The 22,503-nt window shown below is 64.0% G+C and carries 18 protein-coding genes and 1 tRNA gene; 8 read left to right on the top strand and 11 right to left on the bottom strand.

Annotated elements, in window-relative coordinates; all coding sequences use genetic code 11:
- Positions 1–139: 139 nt before the first annotated feature.
- On the bottom strand, positions 140–955 hold the full coding sequence (locus EYF70_RS23225) for a 4'-phosphopantetheinyl transferase family protein (protein WP_165497780.1): 816 nt from the start codon (positions 953–955) through the stop codon (positions 140–142).
- 169 nt (positions 956–1,124) lie between these two features.
- Positions 1,125–1,511 (bottom strand): hypothetical protein, encoded by a 387-nt coding sequence (locus EYF70_RS23220; protein ID WP_131147504.1) that lies wholly within the window; start codon positions 1,509–1,511, stop codon positions 1,125–1,127.
- 391 nt (positions 1,512–1,902) lie between these two features.
- On the opposite strand from EYF70_RS23220, the gene EYF70_RS23215 reads away from it, so the two are divergent.
- A complete protein-coding gene (locus EYF70_RS23215; RefSeq protein ID WP_229420525.1) occupies positions 1,903–3,669 on the top strand; it encodes a glycoside hydrolase family 9 protein in 1,767 nt (588 codons plus the stop codon).
- A 231-nt stretch (positions 3,670–3,900) separates the two neighbouring features.
- On the opposite strand, the gene EYF70_RS23210 is transcribed toward EYF70_RS23215, so the two are convergent.
- Both EYF70_RS23210 and EYF70_RS23205 read right to left on the bottom strand, forming a co-directional pair.
- Positions 3,901–6,129 carry a TonB-dependent siderophore receptor gene (locus EYF70_RS23210; protein WP_218943717.1) on the bottom strand — a complete coding sequence of 743 codons (2,229 nt, stop codon included), beginning with the start codon at positions 6,127–6,129 and terminating at the stop codon, positions 3,901–3,903.
- Between the two features lie 193 nt (positions 6,130–6,322).
- Positions 6,323–8,002 carry an AMP-binding protein gene (locus EYF70_RS23205; RefSeq protein WP_131147503.1) on the bottom strand — a complete coding sequence of 560 codons (1,680 nt, stop codon included), beginning with the start codon at positions 8,000–8,002 and terminating at the stop codon, positions 6,323–6,325.
- 124 nt (positions 8,003–8,126) lie between these two features.
- On the opposite strand from EYF70_RS23205, the gene EYF70_RS23200 reads away from it, so the two are divergent.
- From EYF70_RS23200 to EYF70_RS23185, 4 genes are all read left to right on the top strand, one after another.
- Entirely contained in the window at positions 8,127–8,666 is a 540-nt protein-coding gene (locus EYF70_RS23200) for a gamma carbonic anhydrase family protein (RefSeq protein ID WP_131147502.1), read from the top strand.
- Positions 8,667–9,102: 436 nt separating this feature from the next.
- Positions 9,103–10,854, top strand: a complete 1,752-nt coding sequence (locus tag EYF70_RS23195) for an ABC transporter ATP-binding protein/permease (RefSeq protein ID WP_165497779.1) — start codon at positions 9,103–9,105, stop codon at positions 10,852–10,854.
- 173 nt (positions 10,855–11,027) lie between these two features.
- The gene (locus EYF70_RS23190) at positions 11,028–12,326 is read left to right on the top strand and encodes an MFS transporter (protein ID WP_131147501.1); all 1,299 of its coding nucleotides are present in this window, start codon (positions 11,028–11,030) and stop codon (positions 12,324–12,326) included.
- Between the two features lie 85 nt (positions 12,327–12,411).
- Positions 12,412–12,903 carry a putative quinol monooxygenase gene (locus EYF70_RS23185; RefSeq protein WP_229420524.1) on the top strand — a complete coding sequence of 164 codons (492 nt, stop codon included), beginning with the start codon at positions 12,412–12,414 and terminating at the stop codon, positions 12,901–12,903.
- Between the two features lie 21 nt (positions 12,904–12,924).
- Here EYF70_RS23185 and EYF70_RS23180 read toward each other — a convergent pair whose 3' ends face one another.
- The 7 genes from EYF70_RS23180 to EYF70_RS31180 form a co-directional block, all read right to left on the bottom strand.
- Positions 12,925–13,512: a flavin reductase family protein gene (locus EYF70_RS23180; protein ID WP_131147500.1), complete on the bottom strand. Its 588-nt coding sequence runs from the start codon at positions 13,510–13,512 to the stop codon at positions 12,925–12,927.
- A gap of 37 nt (positions 13,513–13,549) precedes the next feature.
- Positions 13,550–14,818: an MFS transporter gene (locus EYF70_RS23175; RefSeq protein ID WP_218943716.1), complete on the bottom strand. Its 1,269-nt coding sequence runs from the start codon at positions 14,816–14,818 to the stop codon at positions 13,550–13,552.
- A 75-nt stretch (positions 14,819–14,893) separates the two neighbouring features.
- Entirely contained in the window at positions 14,894–16,366 is a 1,473-nt protein-coding gene (locus tag EYF70_RS23170; protein ID WP_131147499.1) for an aldehyde dehydrogenase family protein, read from the bottom strand.
- Positions 16,367–16,503: 137 nt separating this feature from the next.
- Positions 16,504–17,109, bottom strand: coding sequence for a TetR/AcrR family transcriptional regulator (locus EYF70_RS23165; protein WP_131147498.1), 606 nt, complete (start codon positions 17,107–17,109; stop codon positions 16,504–16,506).
- A gap of 63 nt (positions 17,110–17,172) precedes the next feature.
- Positions 17,173–17,931, bottom strand: a complete 759-nt coding sequence (locus EYF70_RS23160; RefSeq protein WP_131147497.1) for an alpha/beta fold hydrolase — start codon at positions 17,929–17,931, stop codon at positions 17,173–17,175.
- Between the two features lie 121 nt (positions 17,932–18,052).
- Positions 18,053–18,733, bottom strand: a complete 681-nt coding sequence (locus tag EYF70_RS23155; RefSeq protein WP_131147496.1) for a type 1 glutamine amidotransferase domain-containing protein — start codon at positions 18,731–18,733, stop codon at positions 18,053–18,055.
- 421 nt (positions 18,734–19,154) lie between these two features.
- Positions 19,155–19,272 (bottom strand) — tRNA-OTHER (locus EYF70_RS31180).
- A 314-nt stretch (positions 19,273–19,586) separates the two neighbouring features.
- On the opposite strand from EYF70_RS31180, the gene EYF70_RS23150 reads away from it, so the two are divergent.
- The 3 genes from EYF70_RS23150 (at position 19,587) to EYF70_RS31745 (ending at position 22,466) form a co-directional block, all read left to right on the top strand.
- Positions 19,587–20,297, top strand: a complete 711-nt coding sequence (locus EYF70_RS23150; protein ID WP_131147495.1) for a hypothetical protein — start codon at positions 19,587–19,589, stop codon at positions 20,295–20,297.
- 94 nt (positions 20,298–20,391) lie between these two features.
- A complete protein-coding gene (locus EYF70_RS23145) occupies positions 20,392–21,666 on the top strand; it encodes a hypothetical protein (RefSeq protein ID WP_131147494.1) in 1,275 nt (424 codons plus the stop codon).
- Between the two features lie 278 nt (positions 21,667–21,944).
- Positions 21,945–22,466, top strand: a complete 522-nt coding sequence (locus EYF70_RS31745; RefSeq protein ID WP_229420523.1) for an SIR2 family protein — start codon at positions 21,945–21,947, stop codon at positions 22,464–22,466.
- Positions 22,467–22,503: the final 37 nt, after the last annotated feature.

Genomic DNA, 22,503 nt, shown 5'->3' with positions numbered 1-22,503 from the left:
GCAGCGTGCCGTATCAGGGGAAGCGACCGGCAGGCAGCCTGCCGTATCAGGGGAAGCCACCGGCAGGCAGCGTGCCGTATCAGGGGAAGCCACCGGCAGGCAGCGTGCCGGTAACGGACGGTGATTGCCGCGGCGCTCGTCACGTGTCCGCGGCCGTTTCCGGCCACGGCAGCGCGGCACTGCCGTGCAGGTAGCGGAAGCGCACGGGGCGCCCGCGGCGGTAGGCTACGGCGATCTGGCAGTCGCGCATGCGGCGCTGGGCGATGAAGGCGTCCGGGGCCGGGCGATCCGGCAGCGGCACCCGGTCCCGCGCAACGATCACGCCTTCCGGCGTACGCCCGAAGCCGCACGCGGCCAGCGGCCTGGGCATGCCGGCGCCGAGCGCCTTGCGGTAGGCTTCCTTCAGGGTCCACAGTTCCAGGAAACGGGCATGGCGGCGCTCTTCCGGGCATTCGAGCAGCTGCGCCAGGTCGTCCTGGTGGAACAGCCGGTGGGCGATGCGCATGAAGCCGCGGCGCAGCGGTGCCACGGTGGCGACTTCCATGCCCAGCACCGGGTCGCTGCCGATCGCCAGCGCCACGTGCGATGCGCACTGCGCCAGGCTGAAATGCAGTCCTTCATGCTCGGCCAGGCAGGGCCGGCCCCACCGGTCGCGGGTGAAGGCGAGCGCGCGCGGGTCGTCATCGATGTAGGCGCCCAGCACGACGCGCTGCAGTACGCGGCTTTGCAGGTATTGCCACTGCCGTTCGCGCGGGCGGATCGCCTGCCAGCGTGCCAGTTCGCCGAGGGCGAGCAGGGGCAAATACATGTTCGTCCGCATGGCGTCGGCTGGCAGCTCCAGTTCCATCAGGTACACCGCCACGGCATTGCGCGCCGGGAGGTCGCGGGGATCGACCGGCAGCGGCTGCTGTAGCGGCGGTGCCAGGGGGAGCAGTTGCAGGTGCGCGTCGTGCATCGTATGCCTCGTCAGAAGGGCGGCAGGAGCAGGCCGGGCCGGTGGCGCAACGCAGCCAGCCGCCGGGAAGGGCGGCCAGCGGCAGGGCAGGGAGGACATGTTTCGTGGCCGGCGCGCCAGGGCGCGCGCCGGGACCTCCTGTGGGGTACGGGAAGGGCGGTTCCCGGCATTACTGGCAGGCGGCTTGCCGTGCGGAACCTGTCATGCGGTTGCGCAGCACCTGGTGGAACAGTTCGGCTGCCCGCATCGACATGCCGTCCAGGCCCAGCGCATCGCGGATCTGCGCGGCCAGGCCGACCAGGCGTTCGTCGAACGCGGCCACGGCGGTGAATGGCACGGCGGTATGGAGTTGCGCGGCGCGGCTGGCGACTTCCCGCCCTTCGTTCCAGCGCACCACGAAGATTTCATGCTCGCCTTCCAGCGCGCGCAGCGCCGGGCCGTCGCCATGGTCGGCGAACAGCGTGACTTCGAAAGGCAGGCCGTCCAGCAGCGAGCCGCCGTCGACGGAACAATAGGTGCGCGCATCGCCGCGAGCCAGGATCAGCAGATGGTGCAAGGTCATCTCCTTACGTAAGGATGCCCGAAGCCGGCGGGCCATGACCAATGCCGCCCGCGCATCCCTGTTCGTGAATGGTGGTGGGGTGGGCGCCGTACCGGCAACGTTCCCAGTAAAAACCATTAAACCAGAGCTGGCCACGGCGCATTACTAGCAGAGTTGATAGGTAGGCGCCGGCGGCAGGCCGGCCGCGGAGGGCTATCTCATCCTTATCTGATCCCCTGCTGCTTCATGTTGTGCTGCACCGCAAGTTGATCTTGGCGCCAAAGTGCGCCACCATCGCAGGGTGAAAACGTTTTCACCTGCCGGGCCGCTGCACCGCCCACCGGACCACGTGGCGCGGCGTACGGCGCCGGCTGCCGCCCTGGACCATCAGCGAAGGAACAACACATTGAGACACGAGCACCCGCGGTTCACCCCATTGCGCAAGCTGCCGGCCCTGATGGCGCCGCTGGCCTGCCTGGCCCTTGCCGGTACCGCTTCGGCGATGAAGCCTGCCGCCACCACCATCCAGCTCAACCAGCTTGGTTTCCTGCCGGGATCGGCGAAAGTGGCCGTCGTGCCCGATGGCGCGGCGCGCACCTTCGCGATCGTCAAGGCCGGCACCGGCACCGTGGTGCAAAGCGGGACGCTGGCGCCGGCTACGGCCTCGCCCGAATCCGGCGACAAGGTGCGGCTGGCCAGTTTCACGCCGCTGGCCGCGCCGGGCCGCTACCAGGTACGGGTCGCCGGCCTGCCGGATTCCGCGCCGTTCGAGGTCGGCCCGGGTGTCCTGCAAGCGGTGAACGCCGCGTCGATCAAGGCCTTTTACTTCAATCGCACGGCCATCGAGCTGGATGAGCGGCATGCCGGCGTGTTCAAGCGGCCGGCCGGACACGCCGACACGCGCGTGCTGGTCCACGCCTCGGCCGCATCGCCCGCGCGGCCGGCCGGCAGCGCGATCTCGAGCCCGAAAGGCTGGTACGACGCGGGCGACTACAACAAGTACATCGTCAACTCCGGCATCACCACGTACACCCTGCTGGCCGCCTGGGAAGACTTCCCGGCCGTGTTCAAGGCGCAGGACCTGAACATTCCCGAAAGCGGCAATGCCTTGCCGGACCTGCTCGACGAAGCCCTGTGGAACCTGGAATGGATGCTGACCATGCAGGACCCGGCGGACGGTGGCGTGTACCACAAGCTGACCAACCTCCGTTTCGACGGCATGGTGATGCCGCACCAGGCCACGCAGCCCCGCTACGTGGTGCAGAAGACCACCGCCGCGGCGCTCAACTTCGCCGCCGTGATGGCCACCGCCAGCCGCGTGTTCGCGCCTTACGAGCAGCAGGTGCCCGGCATGGCGGCGCGCATGCTGGCCGCCTCGAAGGCCGCGTGGCAGTGGGCCCAGGCGCACCCGCGCGTCTATTACCAGCAGCCGAAGGACGTGGCCACCGGCGAATATGGCGACAAGGATGTCAGCGATGAATTCGGCTGGGCCGCGGCCGAGCTGTTCATCACCACCGGCGACGCCGCCTACTACCGGGCGATGAACGCGCCGGCCCTGCAGGCCAGCGTGCCGTCATGGGCGGAGGTGCGCGGCCTGGCGTGGATGTCGCTGGCGCGGCACCGCGGCAAGCTGGCCGCGGCGGCGGACCAGGCGCTGGTCGCCAGCCGGATCGACCAGCTGTCGGCCAGCCTGGCCGCGGGCTGGAAGGCATCGGCGTATGGCATTCCCATGCGGCCGGCCGACTATGTGTGGGGCAGCAGTGCGGTGGGGCTGAACCAGGCGATGGTGCTGCTGCACGGCTACCGGCTGACGGGCAAGCGCGACTACCTCGACGCGGCCCAGGCGGGGCTGGACTACGTGCTGGGCCGCAATGCGGTCGGCATGTCGTTCGTTACCGGCTTCGGCGCGCGGACGCCGCAGCACCCGCATCACCGGCCATCGGAAGCCGATGGCGTCGCCGCGCCGGTACCGGGCTGGCTGGTCGGCGGGCCGCAGCCCGCGCAGCAGGACGCCAAGGATTGCCCGGCGCCGTATCCGTCGGCGCTGCCGGCCCTGTCGTACCTGGACCACGCCTGCTCCTACGCCAGCAACGAGGTGGCGATCAACTGGAATGCGCCGCTGGTGTACGTGTCGGCCGGGGTGCAGGCGCTGACGCCGGCTGTGGCGAAGTAGGGCGTGTTCCCGGCATCGAAGCCGCGGTGTTGCAGAAAAAGCGGCGACAGGCTCTGATGCCGCTAAGGTAAGCATTGCACAGCATACTCGAAGCGCATGCATTCACCCCAACAGCGAAGGGCCGGGGTCAGACCCGTTGGGTCTGACCCCGGAATTTGCACTTGGGGTGGCTTGTCCAAGCGGCATTTTAGACTGTCCCCGGTGTTGTATTGACACGAGCCCGGCGGTGCGTCAGAAGCGGTAGCGCCCCGTCAGCTGCACCTTGCGCGGGTCGCCGTACGTGTCGACCGAACCCCAGAAGGTGTCGTAGCCGATGCCCCGGTAGTAGCGCTTGTCGAACACGTTGGCCACGTTCAGTTGCACGTCGAGCCGGCTGTTGACGCGCCAGGACGCCATCAGGTCGAGCAGCGCGTAAGCCTCCTGCTCGACTTTCACGAAGCCGCCGCCCACCGGCACGTCGTTCCAGATGCTGCCTTGCCGATAGAGGCTGCCGCCGATGCGCCACCCGTCGGCGCCGGGCAGCTGGTACTGCGTGCTCAGTTTGAACAGCTGCCGGGGCGTATCGGTATCGAATTGCGTGCCGGCCTTGCTGGCATCGCTGTCGCGCACGTACCTCGTGCTGGTGTAGGTGAAGCCGGCGCCGACCTGCCAGCCGGGCGTGATGCTGCCCTGCAGTTCCAGGTCGATGCCCTTGCTGCGCACCAGGCCGGAAGCTTCCGAACAAGAGATGGCGGGGAAGGTAACGCAGCCGCTCTGGTCGGTCAGCAGCTTCGCGCGGTTGGCCTGGTCCACCTGGAACAGGGCGACGCCGGCGTTCAGCGCGCCGCCGAAGTATTCGCCTTTCACGCCGGCTTCGTAGTTCTTGCCCGTGACCGGTTCCAGCATGCGGCCCGAGTTGTCCTGCGCCGTCTGCGGCTGGAACACGTCCGTGAAGCTGGCGTACAGCGTGTGCCGGGCATCGACGTCGTACAGCACGCCCGCATAGCGTGTCACGTTGCGCGGCACCTTGTAGCTGCCGTCGCCCGAACGGTCGTCGTATTCATACCAGTCCAGCCGGCCGCCGAGGATCACCTTCACGCTGTCGGCGGGATTGAGCCGCGTCATCGCATTCACGCCGCGCTCGCGCACCACGTCCGTCGCGATGCCGGTCCGCGAAGGCCGCGGCGCGGCAGTGCTGGAAGGGTGCCAGTTGCGGATATCGATATCGCCGCTGACCAGGCCCAGGTTCTCGTAATTCTGCCTGGCGGTCTTCGTCTCCCGCCCGCTCACGCCCAGTGACACTTCGTGGCGCCGGCCGAACAGCGCCACGGGTCCGCTGGCGAAGGCATCGAACGCGCTGCGGTCCTCGTCGTAGTCGGCGCGGTAGAAACTGTGGGCGAACCGGTTCGGCACGTCGCCGGCCTGCAGGTAGGTGCCGTAGAACGTGGCCTTCTGTTCCGCGCGCGTGGCGGCCAGCCGCACGCTCCAGCCGTTGCCGAGGCGGTGTTCGAGGTCTGCAAACACGGTGGCCAGCTCCTGGTCCTTGCGCTCCCATTCGTTGCTGGGGTTGGTGGAGCGGGGCAGGTTCATGTGCTGTCCGTCCGCCGCCAGCGGCAGGCCGCCCCAGAAGCTGTTGGTGTAGTCGTCCTGGTACGACATGCCGGCGAACAGCGTGGTGCGCGGTCCGAGATCGGCTTCCACCACGCCATACAGCAGGCCGTGGTAGAACTTTTCGGCGGTGCGGAAGGTGCCGCCGTTCTGGTAGGAGCCGACCACGCGGCCACGCACGCCGTCACCGAGCTGGCCGGAGGCATCGATCTCGCCGCGGTAATCGTCCCAGCTGGCAGCGCTGGCCGCCAGTGCCACGCGGGTATCGCGGGTGGGGCGCTTGCGCACCATGTTGATCGCCGCCGACGGGTTGCCGCTGCCGGTCACCAGGCCGGTGGCGCCGCGCACGATTTCCACGCGGTCGAACATGGCGAGGTTGGCCAGCGTGCCGATCCCCCAGCCCTGGTAGTGCGCGGGCAGGCCGTCGTACATCACCTTGTCGATATCGAAGCCGCGCGCGCTGAAGCTGGGCCGGCCGGGACCGTCCGCGCTGCTCAGGTGCAGGCCGGGCGTGTGCTTCACCACGTCCGCCACGCTGGTCATGGCCTGGTCTTCGATGCGCTGGTGCGTGATCACGGTGGTCGATTGCGGCGTTTCGCGGGCGCTCAGGCCCAGCCGCGTGGCCGTGCGCATCTCGCCGGTGGTGTAGGAACCCGTGTCTTCCGTGGCGGTGTCGCGCGCGCCCTGCACGGTGACCGTGGCCAGCGTGGCCTCGGCGGCGCCAGGGCCACTGCCGGGCATGTCGGCGATCGGTGCAGCGGCGCTTTGCGCGTGCGCCAGCGGCGCGGCCAGCATGGCCGATGCGAGGGCCAGCCGGATGGCGTGGCGCAGGGGTGGGACGGCAAATTGGTGCGGCGGGATGGTACGGCTCACGATGGTCACTCCAGTTGGCGTGCGGGGCACGATGGCTGGCGGTGAACCGTGTGGATCGGGCTGGCTTTTTAATGAATTAGATGAGAATGCTTCTCATTATCGAATTGGCAAGGCGGTCCTGTCAATCATCATCGGAACGAGGAGTGTTGCAAGCGCGCCGCCGCCATGCATCGGCGGCGGCCGCGTGCCGGCGTTACTCCGCCAGGCCGAGGTCCGTCGTCACCTGCTGGCGCAGCAGGTATTTCTGGATCTTGCCGGTGACCGTCATCGGGAAGCCGCTCACGAACCGTACATACCGCGGCACCTTGTAGTGGGCGATGCGGCCCTGGCAGAATTCGCGGATCTCGTCTTCATCGGCCACCATGCCGGGCCGGAGCACGATGCAGGCGCACAGCTCTTCGCCGTACTTCCGGTCCGGTACGCCCACGCACTGAACGTCGAGCACCTTGGGATGCCGGTACAGGAATTCCTCGATCTCGCGTGGATAGATGTTCTCGCCGCCCCGGATCACCATGTCCTTGGCACGGCCGACGATCGCCGCGAAGCCCTGCGCGTCGATCACGGCCAGGTCGCCCGTATGCATCCAGCCCGCCGCGTCGATGGCTTCGCGGGTCTTTTCCTCGTCGCCCCAGTAGCCGAGCATGACGGAGTAGCCGCGCGTCAGCAGTTCGCCCTTCACGCCGCGCGGCACGATGCGCCCCGCGGCGTCGACGATCTTCACTTCCAGGTGCGGGTGCACGCGCCCGATGGTCGACACGCGCAGCGGCACCGGATCGTCGACCGAACTCTGGAAGCTGACCGGCGAGGTTTCCGTCATGCCGTAGGCGATGGTGATCTCGGCCAGGTGCATCCGCTCGATCACGCGGCCCATCACCTCGGCGGGGCAGGGCGAACCGGCCATGATGCCGGTGCGCAGGGTCGACAGGTCGTACCGGCCGAAGTCCGGATGGTCGAGGAGGCTGATGAACATGGTCGGCACGCCATGCAGGCCGGTACAGCGCTCGGCCTGCACCGTCTCCAGCACCGCCTTCGGTTCGAAGCTCTCGCCGGGGAATACCATCGTGGCGCCGTGCGTCACGCAGGCCAGGTTGCCGAGCACCATGCCGAAGCAGTGGTACAGCGGCACGGGGATGCACAGCCTGTCGCGGTCCGTGAGCCGCATGGCTTCGCCCACGAAGAAGCCGTTGTTCAGTATGTTGTGGTGCGTGAGCGTGGCGCCCTTCGGCGCGCCGGTGGTGCCCGAGGTGAACTGGATGTTGACCGGCTCGTCGAACTGCAGCGCGGCTTCGATGGCGGCCAGTTCCTCCAAGCGCGCCGCATCGGGTGCCCCGAGCAGGTCGTCGAAGTTGTGCATGCCGGGCGTCCGGCCGGTACCCAGCCTGATCACATGCCGCAGGTGCGGCAAGCTCGCCGAGCGCAGCCTGCCGGGTGTGCTGGCGCGCAGTTCGGGCACCACGTCGCCGACGATCGCCAAATAGTCGCTCGACTTGAACGATGGCGCCAGGATCAGCGCCGTGCACTGCACCTTGCCCAGCACGTATTCGAGTTCGGTGCGCCGGTAGGCGGGGTTGATGTTCACCATGACCAGTCCGGCGCGCGCGGTGGCGAACTGCACCAGCACCCACTCGGCGCAGTTCTGCGACCAGATGCCGACCCGGTCGCCGGGCCGCAGCCCCAGCGCGAGCAGGCCGGCGGCCAGGGCGGTGACGCGGGAATCCAGTTCGGCGTAGCTCCAGCGCACGCCCTGGTGCGGGACGACGAGCGCCTCGTTGCCGCCGTGGCGCGCGGCCACGCCGGCAAGAAAGGAACCGATGGTGTCGCCGATCAGCGGAACGTCGTGCGCTCCGTGTACATAGCTCAGGCTGTGATGCATGTTGTCTCCATGTCGTTGTGGTCTGTGCCGCGTGCGAACATTCTATCCGCCGTGGCGGCACGGGCTTGCCATGGACGCCGGTCGCTGCCACCATGCGCATTTCGAATACCTCAGCGGAACCGCCATGCCACTTTCCAGTTACCTCGACGCCTTTCCAATGCTCGCCGAACGCGTGTACCTGCATCCATCGGCCCAGGTGATCGGCAGCGTGCACGTGGGGGAGGACAGCTCGGTGTGGTGCAACGCGGTGCTGCGGGGCGACGTCAACGAGATCCATATCGGCCGCTGTTCCAACATCCAGGACCTGACGATGGGCCATGTGGCGCACAAGAGCAGCAACAAGCCGCAGGGCGCGCCCCTCGTGGTCGGCGATTACGTCACCGTGGGCCATTCGGTGATCCTGCACGGCTGCCGGATCGGCAACGAGTGCCTGGTCGGCATGGGCAGCATCGTGATGGACGACGCGGTCATCGCCGACCGGGTCATGCTGGGTGCCGGCAGCCTCGTCCCGCCGGGCAAGACGCTGGAGAGCGGTTTCCTGTACATGGGGCGCCCGGCCGAGAAAATCCGGCCATTGACGGATGCCGAGATCGCCTGGCTGCGCTATTCGGCGGAACACTATGTGCGCGTGAAGGACAATTACCTGGGCGCAACGACTCCCTGACAAGCGGACGGCGCGCCAAAGGCGCTGCTGCCCGGAAATGGTAGCGCTCCTATGTCCGTTTCCGCACTGAACGGTTCCATTCCGGCTCGTATGCTGGCGGTACGGCTGAGGAAGCACGTCCGCATCCTCGCCGATGAATGGAACCATCGACATGCGCACGCCCACTCCCGTATCGAAGAATGCCCCGGCCAAGGCCGCGGCGAATGGCGCGAACAATAGCGCAGAACACAGCGCAGAAAACAGCGTAGAAACCAGCGTAAAAACCAGCGCAAAAAGCAGTGCGGTCAATGCTGCGAAAAATGCTGCAAAAAGTGCTGCAAAAACTGCCGCAAAGATCGCTGCGACCCATGCCGCGCTCGACGACACCCCGGCGCCACCGAAACGCACCCGGCGCGCTCCCGCCCTGTCGCTCGCGGCATGGAAACAGTTCCTCAGCGTGGCAAAACCCTACTGGCTGGAAGATAACCGGAAGCAGGCCTGGCTCCTGCTGGTGCTGCTGATCGCCCTGATGCTGGTCGAGACCCAGCTGGCCGTCATGCTGAACACCCAGGCCGGCGAGATGACTTCCGCGCTGGCCGGCAAGAACGGCGGCCGCTTCTGGGACTCGGTGCGCACCTGCCTGATCATCCTGGCGTTCGCGATACCGATCTATGCGTTCTACTACTACATGCGCGACCTCTTCGCCAACCAGTGGCGGCGCTGGCTCACCGGCCGCTTCCTCGATGGCTACCTGAAGCGGCGCAAGTACTACGAGCTGCAGGCCGACGGCGAGATCGACAACCCCGACCAGCGCATCAGCGAGGACATCAACACCTTCACGGGAAAATCCATCCACTTCCTGCTGATCTTCCTCGGCTCGATCATGCAGCTGGTGGCGTTCAGCGCCGTGCTGTGGTCGATCTCGCATGTGCTGGTCGGCGTGCTGGCGGTGTATGCGCTGGTGGGCACCGTCGTGGCCCTGCATGTCTTCGGCACGCCGCTGATCCACCTGAATTTCTGGCAGTTGCGGCGCGAGGCGGACTTCCGCTTCAGCCTGATGCGCCTGCGCGAGAATGCCGAATGTATCGCCTTCTACCGCGGCGAGGCCCAGGAGCGCGCGCACATCGACAGCAAGTTCGACAAGGTGATCAATAATTTTGCCCGGCTGATCAGGAAGCAGCGTTCGCTGAATCTCTTCCAGCGCACGTTCAGCCAGCTCACGCTGGTGCTGCCCTTCGTGATCCTGGCCGAGGGCGTCCTGTCGGGCCGGCTGGAAGTGGGGCGGGCGATCCAGGCGGCGGGCGCGTTCACCGCGGTGCTTGCCGCGGTGGGCATCATCGTCGACAACTTCGAGAGCCTGAGCCGCTTCGTGGCGGGGATCGGCCGCCTGCAGGCGCTGTCCGACCTGGTGCTGCCGAACGACAAGCCGGCAGCCGCTGCCGGCGAGCACCCGCGCATCGAGAAGCGCTCCGGCGAACACCTCGCACTGGAAGCGCTGACGCTGTATCCGCCCCAGTCCGACCGGGTGCTGATCAAGGAACTGTCGCTGGTGCTGAAGCCCGGTGATGCGCTGCTCATCACCGGCGACAGCGGCTGCGGCAAGAGTTCGCTGTTGCGCGCCATCGCCGGGCTGTGGCACACGGGCAGCGGCGTGATCCACCACCCGCCCATGGAAGACTTCTTCTTCCTGCCCCAGCAGCCGTATCTGCAGCACGGCACGCTGCGCAGCCAGCTGATCTACCCGAGTTCGGAGACGAGCCTGGACGACGAGCAACTGCTGGAAATACTGGAGCAGGTCCACCTGCCGCACCTGGCCGAACGGGTTGGCGGCCTGGATGCCGTGCGCGACTGGGAAAAGCTGCTGTCGGTCGGCGAGCAGCAGCGCCTGGCTTTCGGCCGCGTGCTGGTGCACGGCCCCGGCATCGTGATCCTCGACGAAGCCACCAGTGCGCTCGACAGCGCCAACGAAGCCTCGCTGTACGAGCGCCTGCGCGAAGGCGGCACCACCCTGATCAGCATCGCGCACCGCCCCGCGGTACTGCGCCACCATACCCATGTGCTGCGCCTGACGGGGCAGGGCGGCTGGGAAGTGCACGACGCCAGCGGCTACGAGTTCGACGCGCCGGTCGCCAAGGCGATCGCCGGTGCGGCCAGCGTGGCGGCGGTGCAGCCAGTGAAAGGGACCGTGAGCGTGGCGGCGGCGGGGTAGCGAAGCGGCGGAAGGGGGAACGGGCCTGAGGCACGCGAGGGCGGCAAGGGCAGGCGCCCGCCGCGAAGTTTTGTTCACGGCCGTGCCGGTGAACTATACTCGCCGTCATTTTCCCTCACCGACCTTCAGCAGCCGACCTGCCGCCGCCAGCGCGGGCCAGGCTGCCATCCACCATGCCCAACCGCCCGGCCTCCGACACCATTCCACCCCGCATCCGCCGCAGCCAGGCCATTTCGCTCGTGCTGCTGGTGGTGTGCGGCGTCATCAACTACCTGGACCGCGCCACGCTGGCGGTGGCCAACGAATACATCCGCGCCGATCTCGGCCTGACGCTGGGCGAGATGGGCGTGCTGCTGTCGGCGTTCTCGTGGAGCTACGCGCTGTGCCAGCTGCCGGTGGGCATACTGGTCGACAAGGTGGGGCCGCGCTGGCTGCTCGGCATCGGCCTGGTGGTGTGGTCGCTGGCGCAGGCGGCCGGCGGCCTGGCCGCCACGTTCGGCTGGTTCCTGGTGGTGCGGATCGCGCTGGGCATCGGCGAGGCGCCGCAGTTCCCGGCGGCGGCGCGGGTGGTGAGCAACTGGTTCCCGGCACGCTCGCGCGGCACGCCGACGGGGATCTTCAATTCCGCTTCGCCGCTGGGCGTGGCGCTGGCGCCGCTATGCCTGCCACCGCTGATCGCCGCCACGAGCTGGCATTGGGCCTTCTTCGTGACCGGCGCGCTGGGCATCGTGGCGGCGATCGCCTGGATCGGCATCTACCGCGATCCGGTGCGCGACAGCCTGACCGCCGCCGAGCGTGCCTATCTCGAAGTGGACGACGCCGGCCAGCCCGCGCCGCCCGGCGGCCTGGCCACCTGGCGGGCACTGTTCCGCTACCGGGCGACGTGGGGCATGATGCTGGGCTTCTTCGGCTCCGTGTACCTGAACTGGGTGTTCCTGACCTGGCTGCCGGGCTACCTGCGCACCGAGCGCCACATGGACCTGGCGCAGGCCGGCATCGCCGCCTCGATCCCGTTCCTGTGCGGCTTCGCCGGCGCACTGGTCGCCGGCTGGGCTTCCGACCGCGTCGCCCGCATGTCGGCATCGAAGGTGGCCGGCCGCCGCAACGCGGTGGTGGTGGCCACGCTCGGCATGGTGGCCTTCACGATCCCGGCGGCACTGGCCGAGAGCAACGTGGTGGCCGTGGCCTGCATCTCGATCGTGATCTTCCTCGCCAACGCGTCGTCGGCCTGCGCCTGGTCGCTCGCCACGGTGGTGGCGCCGCCGAGCGGCGTGGGATCGCTCGGCGCGCTGCAGAACTTCGGCGGCTTCCTGGGCGGCGCGCTGGCCCCCGTGCTGACCGGCTATATCGCGCAGACCTGGTCGTTCGTGCCGGCGCTGCTGACGGGCGCCGCCATGGCCTTCGCCGGCGCCATGTCGTACCTGTTCCTGGTGGTGCGGCCTATCCCCGAGCTCGAGGCCCAGCTGAAGTAAACTCCGTTGGCCAGGCCGGCCGGCACGGCAAGGTAGCGCCGGCCGTGGCTGGAACGCCCGATGTCACCAACCCGAGGAGGCCAGCATGAACGCCAGAACCACCCGCCCGGTCGAACGCCGGCAATCCCTTGCCTTGTCATGGCCGCAACGGCTGTGGGGACTTCTTGCCGTGCTGGTACCGGCGTGGCTGCTGTTCGCTGCCAGCCTGGCGCATGCGCAGGGGCAGACGCCGGGCCAGGGGCCGGAGATGATGGTGCGGATCTCGGAAATCGAGGTGCACGCGGAACATCTCGCCCAGTACAAGGCGATCCTCGCCGAGGAAGCGGAGGCGTCGGTCAGGCTGGAACCGGGCGTGATCGCCATCTTCCCCATGTTCCAGCGCGACAGCGATACCGAATTCAGGATCCTGGAAATGTATGCGGACCGCCGGGCCTACGAGGCGCACCTGAAGACGCCGCATTTCCTGAAGTACAAGTCGGCGACGCTGCACATGGTGAAATCGCTGAAGCTGGTCGACATGCAGGCGATCGACAGGCCCACCATGAACAGGATGTTCACGAAGATGGGCAGCCGCTAGGCCGCCCGCCCCGGGACGAACTTATTCCGGCGCTGGTTCCCCGGCGCGCATGGCATCGCCGATCGCGTAGAAGAATCCGCCGGCGATGTAGTGCAGGCTGCGCAGGCCGGGATCGGCGCTTTCGAACTGCCAGTGGCCGTCCCTGAACACGCGGGTATCCGACCAGGCGGCTTCGATCTCGCCGATGAACAGGTCGTACGTCGCTTCGTTGCGGGGTTCGTGGAGCACCCGGCATGCCAGCCATGCCGAGCATCCGGCCACGAATGGCAGGTCGAAGCCGGGCATGCCGAACAGCTCCACGCCGCTGCGCGCCAGCTTGTCCGGTTCACTGGCCAGGCTGCGGTGGCCCACCTGGTAGGTGAGGTCGAGCTGCCGCACGGTGGGTACCTGGATCACGAAGCGCCCGCTGTTTTCGACCAGCGCGCGGGTCGCCGCGGCCTTGTCGAGGACGACGGTCAGCTTGGGCGGCGCATAGTCCAGTGCGCAGGCCCACGCCGCCGCCATGACGTTGTCGACACCTTCGTGCCGCGCGGAGACCAGCACGGTCGGTCCATGATTGAGCAGGCGGTAGGCTTTCTCCAGCGGTACCGCCGCGATGTGGTCGTTCATTCAGCTTCCTTTGTGGTTCGATGCGAGTGCCGGCAGTTTAGCGCCCGGCCGCGTTGTCATGGCGACGTGGTTGCAGGAACGGGGTCAGCGCCACCATGGCCACCGCCACCGCGACGAGCAGCCAGAGGGATGATTGGAAGCCGCCGCTGGCATCGCGCAGCTGGCCCACCGCCAGCGGACCGGCCGCGGCGACCGTGTAGCTGACCAGCAGCACGAAGGCATTCCACGCACCGGTTTCCTCGGCATGGCGCGTATTGTCGAGAGGAAGCGTCATCGACAAGGTGAACGAGCCGCCGGTGCCGAAGGCGAGCACCGCCACCACCAGGTACGGCGATACCGAGGGCGCGAGCGCCATGGCCAGGATGCCCGCCAGGGCAATGCCGGCACCGAGCGCCAGCGGCAGCCGGCGGTCCTCGTCGCGGCTCAGGAAGCCGAACACGGGATTGGCCGCCATGAACGAAAGCGTGAACGTGGCCAGCAGCAGGCCCGCATGCGAAGGTGTCCAGCCGGCTTCCACGTACATCGGCGCCAGCCAGGAAATGCAGGCATAGAACACGAAGTTATTGCAGGCGAAGAAGGCGGCGATCAGCCATGCCGTCCGGTTGCGAAAGGGCATGCCGTAGCGCTGCGCCCCCGCCGGCGTGGCCGCCGATGCCGGGCTGCGCCGCGCGACGAACAGCCAGGCCAGCAGCGCGAACAAGCCCGGCAACGCCCACACGCCCGCGGCCCAGCGCCAGCCGCCCGTCCATGCGGCCAGCGTTCCCGTGGCGGCCGCCGACAGCGTGCTGCCCAGCGCCAGCGCGGTCGCATACAGGCTCATGAAAATCGCCACCTGTTTGGGAAACCCGGCCTTCACGAAACCCGCGATCAGGACCCCAGCGATCGCGATGCCGCCACCGATGCCGACGGTCGCCGCGAACAGCAGTGCCACCGAATCGGCGAAGGCGCGCACCAGGGTGGACAAGGTCAGCAGGCCGAGGGCGGCCAGCATGACGCGGTCGCGCCCGAAGCGCCGCGACAGCCATGGCACCGGCGCCGCCAGCAGGCCCATCAGTAATGTCGGGATGGCTGTCAGCAGCGCCGCCTGCGTATGCGACAGGCCGAACTCGCCGATGATGGCGGGCAGCAGCGGGCCGATGGACACGATGCCGGGGCGCAGGGTCAGCGCGACCAGCACCACGCAGGCGATCGCCGCCGCCATCGACAGGGTGGCGCGGCTCGCTGGCGCGGTGCGGCTCGTTACTTCGCCGGCGGCAGGGGGCGCCAACAGGTACGCGCCGATGGGGGAAGTGGATTGGACGGACACGGTATTTTTCTCCTGGCGTGCCCGGTCTGGAGCCCGGGAACGCTGCTTAGTGGTGGATGAAATCGATGGACGGCATCAGGACCGGGATTTGTGGATCAGGACGGTCTTGGGATTGGTGAACAGCTGCCGACCTTCGCTGCCGTGTTCCGTGCCCAGGCCGGACTGCTTGTGGCCGCCGAACGGGATGTCGACGCCCTGGGTATGAATTTCATTGACCCACACCATGCCGGTCTCGAGACGGTTGGCGACGGCGACGGCGGCCCGCGTGTCGCGGCCCCATACGGAACCGCCCAGGCCGTACGGGCTGGCGTTGGCGCGTTCGACCACGTCGTCGATGTCGTCATAGGCGATGATCGGCACGATCGGGGCGAACTGTTCTTCCTGCACGATCATCGAGTCCTCCGGCGGGTTGTCGACCACGGTAACCGGGATGAAATATCCGGGACGGTCCGGGTCCACTTCGCCACCCAGCGCGACCTTGTAGCCCCTGGCCTTGATGTCGTCGAGGAAGGTCCTGACCTTCTCGAACTGCATGCGGTTCTGCACCGGCCCCACGGTGACTTCCGGATCCAGGCCATCGCCCAGTTTCTGCCGGCGCGCATAGGCGACGAAGGCGTCGACGAAGCGCGCGTGATACGAACGGTGCACGTAGAGCCGCTTGATACCCACGCACCACTGGCCGGAGTTGCCCACGGCACCCCAGAACAGCTGGGGAACGATCGATTCCCAGTCGGCATCGGGCATGACGATGGCCGCGTCGTTGCCGCCCAGTTCCAGCGTGACGCGCTTCATCGTCCCCGCCGCCGAGCGGATCACGTGCTTGCCGGTGGCCGTGGAGCCCGTGAAGCTGATCTTGGCGATGTCCGGATGCGCCGTCATGTGCGGCCCCAGTTCATCGTTCCCGGACACCACCGACAGCACGCCCGGCGGCAGGACCGACTGGGCGATCTGGCCGAAGCGCAGCGAGGTCAGCGGCGTGAAGGGCGACGGCTTGATGACCATCGTATTGCCGGTGATGAGCGCCGGCGCAACCTTCCACAAGGCCAGCAGAACGGGGAAATTCCATGGCGTGATGGCGCCGATGACGCCGAGCGGCGTGTGGTGCAGTTCGACGACATGGCTGTCGGTCTCCTCGACGATCTCCACGGGGATGCGGCGCGCGGCGATCTGGCGGATCCAGGAGATGGCCTGGTCGACTTCGGGCTCGGCCATGGTCTTCAGCGGCTTGCCCTGTTCCAGCACGAGCAGGCGGGCCAGTTCGTCGCGGTGCGCGGCGAGGGCGTCGGCGTAGGCTTCCAGGTATTGCTGGCGCCGGTCGTAGCCGATCATGGACCAGGACTTGAACGCGGTCCGGGCGGCGGCGATGGCGTCGTCGAGCTGGGCGATGTTCGCGGCGGGTGCCTGGGCCAGCGGCTTGCCGGTGGCGGGATTGAACACGTCGAAACTGGCCTCGGCCGTTGCGAGCTGGCCACCGATGCTCAGGTAATAGGGGCCGTCGAACAGCGGAGCAGTTTGGGTGGCGGTACGAAGGGAGGTTGCAATGGACATGACGTTCTTTCTTTCATCAGGATCAGTCTGGTTGAATTAGACCGGTCGACTAGTTCATGGGTTTAAAAAAACACTTCGCGGGAAGTGTTGGGACTGGCCCGCCGTCCGGGCCAGCTTATTGGTTGAAACTGGGCAGCTTAGTTATCCAAATGCAGCATCTGGCGCGTGACCGCCATGGCCGAATCGAACGGTGCGGTACCGCGCACGATCTTGACCATGACACTGGCGCCGAGCCACAGCTGGTACAGGCTTTCGGCGATCCGCTTCGGGCTGTCGTCGACCGCCAGCGAACCTTCCGCCACGCCCTGTTCGATGGCATCGGCCAGCTTCGCGATGATCGCCGAGGTTCCCTGGTTCAGTACCGTGCGCATCGCTTCGGACAGGTCGGCCACTTCCGCGGCGAGCTTGACCGCCAGGCACTTGCCCTGGCAATCCAGGAAGGACTGGTTGTCGCGCCACATATCGAAGTAGTCCAGCAGGCGCTTTGCCATGGTCACGCCGGGCTGGCCCATCACGGTGTCGATGTCGGCCAGGTAGTCTTCGAAGTAGCTCGACAGTAATGCCTCGCCGAAGGCATCCTTCGAACCGAAGTAGTGGTAGAAGGAGCCTTTCGGTACCTTTGCTTCCGTCAGGATCTCGTTCAATCCGACGGCCGAGAACCCCTTGCCGGACATGATGCGCTGCCCGACCGCAAGGATATTGTCGCGGACGTCGGACGATTCGTTGGTATGTGCTTTAGCCATGGGGGCACTATACGTCTAAATAGACCAGTCGTCTAGAGTCGGGCCGAAAAAGCGCGATTTGACTCATTTGCCGGCCGCGGCCGCTGCCTGTTCGATCACCCTGGCGACCTGTTCGGGATGCGCGATGAAGGCGACGTGGCTGCCATCGATCTCGACGGTCTTGCTGCCCGCGCGTTTTGCCATCGTGCGTTCCAGCTCAGGACTGACGGTACGGTCGGCCGTGGAAATGATCGCCCAGCTCGGTTTGCTCCGCCATGCCGCCTGCGACACGGGCGTGGTCGCCGCCTGGACTGCCGGCATGACCTGGGAATACGCCATGAACCGGGCGTCGGCCGCCGGCAGGTCCGCCGCGAAATCGGCATGGAAGCGGGCCGGGTCGAAGTACAGGTGCCCATCCGCCGTGGCCTGGATACCTTTGGTGGCCGGCGCGATCCGGTCAGCCAGGTCCTTCAGGCTTTCACCGGCATCGGGCAGGAACGCGGCGACGTACACCAGGCCCGCGACCTTCGGATGGTTGCCCGCTTCCGTGATCACCACGCCGCCATAACTGTGGCCGACCAAGATGCTGTCGCCCTGCCGGGCATCGATCGCCCGCGTCGTTGCTTTCACGTCGTCGGCCAGCGAGGTTTCCGGCTGTTGCACGACGGTGACGTTGAAACCGTCGCGAGTGAGGATGTCGGCCACGCCTTTCCAGCCGGAGCCGTCGGCGAAGAAGCCGTGCACCAGCACGACGTTCTTGACGGGGGCGGGTGCGGCGGCCTGCGCGCCGACGGCGGCGAACGACAGGGCGAGTGCGGTAACGATGCGGTTCAGTTTGTTCATGACTAGGCTCCAGGTAAGTGAGGGATGACGGGATGCTTCAACAACGTGTGTACTTCAGGGGCGGTGCCGGATGCCGGCGCGGCGCTTCCGCTGGGGAAGGGCGCCTCGCCGCATCGGCGCATCAGGCCAGTTGCTCGAGCAGCAGCGCCGCGGCTTCGGCCGACGAGGCCGGGTTCTGGCCGGTGATCAGCAAGCCGTCGCGGACCACGTACGAGCCCCAGTCCGGACCGCTGGAATACACGCCGCCCTTGGCCTTGAGCTCATCCTCGACGAGGAACGGCACCACGTTGGTCAGGCCCACGCCTTCTTCTTCGGTATTGGTGAAGCCGGTCACCTTCTTGCCTTCGACCAGCGGGCGGCCGGCCGGCGTCTTCACGTGGCGCAGCACGCCGGGCGCATGGCAGACCAGGGCGACCGGCTTGGCCGCGGCCAGGAACGATTCGATCAGCGCGATCGAATGGCGGTCTTCCGCCAGGTCCCACAGCGGGCCGTGGCCGCCCGGGTAGAACACGGTGTCGAACTGGCCCTGGTCGACGCTGTCCAGGCGCAGCGTGGAAGCCAGCTGCGCGTTGGCCGCGGCATCGGCTTCGAAGCGGCGCGTCAGGTCGGTCTGGAACGATGGTTCGTTGCTTTTCGGGTCCAGCGGCGGCTGGCCACCCAGCGGCGAAGCCAGCACGACTTCGACGCCGGCATCCTTGAAGGCGTAGTAGGGCGCCGCCAGCTCTTCGAGCCAGAAGCCGGTCTTGCGGCCGGTGTTGCCGAGTTGATCGTGCGAGGTGAGGACCATCAGGACTTTTTTCATGGTGTTGCTCCAAAGTAGGTTTTCGATTAGACCGGTCGTCTTGTAAGTATGCAAGCGCGACAGGTTGGTGTCAATGGTGCGGATCGTTTGTTTCCTGCACCGATGGAGACAAGATAACAGCAAGTAGACCGGTCGTCTAGAATTATTTGAAGTTTTTTATCGGGCGCGGATCGGTGACCGGCAAGAGAAGCAGGTGTCCGGGCGGAGGTGGTGCGAAGCGAGATGAAAAGGCATGAGGAAGCGAGGCAGGAGAGGATGAGCGAGGAAGCAAGGACGCGCTCGTGCGCACTGCGGTTGAGTGCCGTGGATCTTTCGTTCAGCGGGGATGAACCGTGCTCCAGACGCGTTCTTCGAGGTACGAACGGCAAGCACGGCACAAAGCAAAACAGCGAACCAAGTTCGCTGTTTTGCTTGCATTCTGTGGTCGGAGTGAGAGGATTCGAACCTCCGGCCGCTACGTCCCGAATAATGAGTGCGTAATCTTAAAGCTAGAAAGCAAGCGGCTCTTGGCCGACATTACATCAAAGTACTACACTCCGTACTATAGTTTCAGGAAGCGAAGAACTAAAGGAAAGCAGAGCTAACAGAAATTCTTGACCTCTAAATGTATCAAATTTGCAATGCTGGATCTGTGTCGTCACTGTGTCGCCTAAGCCGACACTGCAGAACCTAACCCGACGCTCAAGCCTCGCTACCCGCGACATGACAAAACGACCTCTTGCACACACATTACGTGAGCTTTACACTGCGCCATGATAACCGGAAGTTCCGTCATCCATCGTGAAAAAAGCGCTAAATCATGACGTTTTAGCTGAATATTTAACTTGTTAAATCATTACGGAGGAGAGGGCTGTTGGAGAATAAATGGTGGGAGTACTACGCAGTTCGATATTTTGTGGGTACTATCGTCGGTGCGCTGATTATAGCTTTCCTCCGGGATCATCCCGGCTCAATCTACGTTAGTAAACTCAGCTTGGGAGAAGCGAAGGAGGTTACGTTCTTAGGCGTCGGCCTCGTCGCCGCGCTCGGGTTCGCGTTCTGCTACGTGGCTAGTGCTCCGATCCTCTTAATCCATGCTGCGCGGGCACACATCCGCTGGTCTGAAGTGGCGAATAAATGGCTGCCGTCGAGTACATGTACAGTAGTTGGTATTGCATTAAGTGGCGCTGCAATATGGCAAATTCTTCCCCATTGGATCGCTGCAGTCATAGCATTCGTCATTGGCACGCAGATATCGCTTATATTTCTTGCTTTGTTCACAAAATTTTCTGTGGTCGAATCGTTCTACAGATCCCTAGCTAATGCTAGATCGAAGTCGATGAAACAGAAGGATGAGCCATATTCTCCAGGAGTTGAGTATGTTACTTCCTACAGGCACCTAAGAGAGCACGGAAATGCGTTCGCTATCGTTGTACTCGAAGGAGTCCTAGGTGCGGCTCTGTACCACGTGCCTTCAATCGTATCCGCAATGTACTTCATAGGAATTTGGATTGTGCCGGCGACGTTTGCGTGGCTAATTGGTTCTGTTCTCGAGAGCAGATTTGCGTCGAACCCACTTCCGTAGCGCAGAGTCGATAGCGACCAGCGGTCCGAGCTAGCGGATATTTGTCAATCTCTATACTTTCCACCTTGCCAATAAGAATACAGGAGCATAGAAAATGTTGCCCGAAGTCGTTCATAAAACGTCTGAAGTATACGGCATTAGCCGTGATCTCCCTTTAAACTATATTCCGAGAAAAGCAGTTGATGAACACTTTATTGCGAATTTGACGCGCGATAAACATATCGTGATTTATGGCAGTTCGAAGCAGGGGAAAACGTCTCTCCGAAAGCATTGCCTTCAGGATGATGATTATATTGTCGTCCATTGCTCTAACAAGTGGGCGTTGTCGGATATACACTCAGCGATCCTAAAGCGGGTGGGATTCGAAGTTACACAGTCCAGTACAAAATCGACATCAGGCAAAAACAAAATTATGGCTGCTTTTAAAGCCGCCGTTTTTGGTGTAGGTGTCGAGACCTCTGGAGAGAAAGAGACAACAACGACGGATGCGGTAACTAAAGAGCCGTTGGAGCTTGATCCGGAAGACGTAAACGATATCATTAAAGCGCTCCAAGGCTTTAATCGTTACATTGTTCTTGAAGACTTTCATTACCTTCCAATTGAAACCCAGAAAGATTTTTCGGTTTCGCTTAAGGCGTTTCATGAGCAGTCGAAGCTCTGTTTTATCATTGTCGGCGTTTGGCTTGAAGAGAGCCGATTGACAGTCTATAACGGTGATCTCACCGGCCGCATGGTTTCGGTCAACGCGGATAAATGGTCTCTTCCTGAATTGGAACAGGTGATAGGGGTAGGCGAATGCCTCCTCAACATTGAGTTTACACAAGATTTTAAGAATGTACTTTTAAATAATTGCTTCGAAAGCGTGTACATTATCCAGGAAGCCTGCTTCCGAGCTTGCGAAAGTGTTGGGGTCCACCATACTCAAAGTACCCGTGTGGAAATCGGGGACGGCCTCGACGCAAAGATGATTATTGCGGATGTCGTTGCGCAGCAAACCGGTCGGTACAACTCGTTCATTGTTTTGTTCGCGGCTGGTTTCCAAGAAACTGCATTGCAAATGTATCGGTGGTTGCTTTATCCAGTGTTAACAGCGGACACGGCGAAGTTGGAGAAGGGCCTAAAGTATCGTGAAATGAAAGAAACGATTAGGGCTCATCATCCCCAAGGTGGCGGTTTGAATCCTGGTAACTTAACTCAGGCGCTTCAGTTTGTTGCTTCTCTTCAGGTCAGCAAGGAAATTAAGCCGATTATTTTGGATTATGACCAAACGAACCTGCAACTAAATGTAGTAGATAAAGGATTCCTCATCTGGCTCGACAATCAAGATCGGAATGATCTCCTCGAGCTTGCTGAGTTGCCGCCGCAGTAATAAGTTGGCGGAGTACTGTCCGATCAATGTTTGCCTTGGATTGAAAGTGGCTGTATATAACCAGTCACGTTAAGGCGACACGCTTGTGCTTAGCAGTCCAACTTCTTGTCAGTGTGCAGTATCCATGCCCTCTTTACTACCAATTACGACGAAGTGATTGAACCGCTATTTCCCGACTACGAACGCATAATCGGCCATCAGATACTGCGGAAGGAATACTTGTCGATCGGTAAAATTTTTAGATCCACGGCTGTCGTTCGGTTCCCTCTTCGATTGTCGTGAATCAGCCCGACTATGACCGTTTTGAAGAAGATCACAAGTATTTAAGCGCAAAGCTACTGACTTACTTCATCGAGCACCCGCTGCTTTTTATCGGTTACCGGGCCGAAGACCCCAATATAAAAGCTATTTTGTACGACGTGGATCGCATGGTCCGTGCCGAGTTCCAGTTTGTGCCGAACATCTACATTCTGGAGTGGAATGATAAAATCGATGAGAAATCGTACCCCGCCCGTGATAAGGTGATTTCCGTGGCGCAGGACGTCAACATTCGAATTAAAAGCATTAGTGCCTCGTCATTTGAGTGGGTGTTCAAGGCGTTTGGTCAGGCTGGCAACCTGGAAAGATTAACACGAAGCTGTTGCGAGCTCTCATGGCGCGGTCTGTTGAGCTGGTACGCTCAGACATTCCAAAGAAGCACGTCGAGATTAATTTTGAACAACTCGAACACGCTGTTGAGTCAGGAGAGGCCTTCGCCAAGCTGTTTGGCGTCACCTCGATTTCCAACCCGTCTCAAGTAAACCTCGATTACAAATACGCGCTTACAGGCGTCGTGGA

This window comes from Pseudoduganella albidiflava (genome assembly GCF_004322755.1).
Taxonomy (GTDB): domain Bacteria; phylum Pseudomonadota; class Gammaproteobacteria; order Burkholderiales; family Burkholderiaceae_D; genus Rugamonas; species Rugamonas albidiflava.
Note: the sequence above shows the minus strand (reverse complement) of the source record. Positions and strands in the feature narration are given on the sequence as shown.